Raw genomic sequence first — 295 nt, forward strand, 5'->3', positions numbered from 1 at the left:
TGGGTTTTGTTGAAACTGTTGTTCTTGAGTTTGTGTTGCTACATATGGATTTTGTTGAAATTGTTGTTCTTGAGTTTGCGGTGCTACATAAGGATTTTGTTGAAATTGTTGCTCTTGAGTTTGTGGTACTGCATATGGATTTTGAGGATATTCGTAACTTGGACGTGTGTCATATGGATTTTGCTGAAATTGTTGTTCTTGAGTTTGTGGCGCTGCATATGGATTTTGTTCATATTGTTGCTCTTGTTCTTCATATTGTTCTGTATATCTTTGTTCTTGTTCCTGCGCCTGAGGG

1 pseudogene is annotated in these 295 nt (G+C 37.3%); it reads right to left on the reverse strand.

Annotated elements, in window-relative coordinates:
• Positions 1-295 (reverse strand): annotated as a pseudogene (locus tag MR083_RS27100) (hypothetical protein); the annotation flags it as partial.

Source organism: Bacillus cereus group sp. BfR-BA-01408 (genome assembly GCF_022663305.1).
GTDB lineage: Bacteria > Bacillota > Bacilli > Bacillales > Bacillaceae_G > Bacillus_A > Bacillus_A pacificus.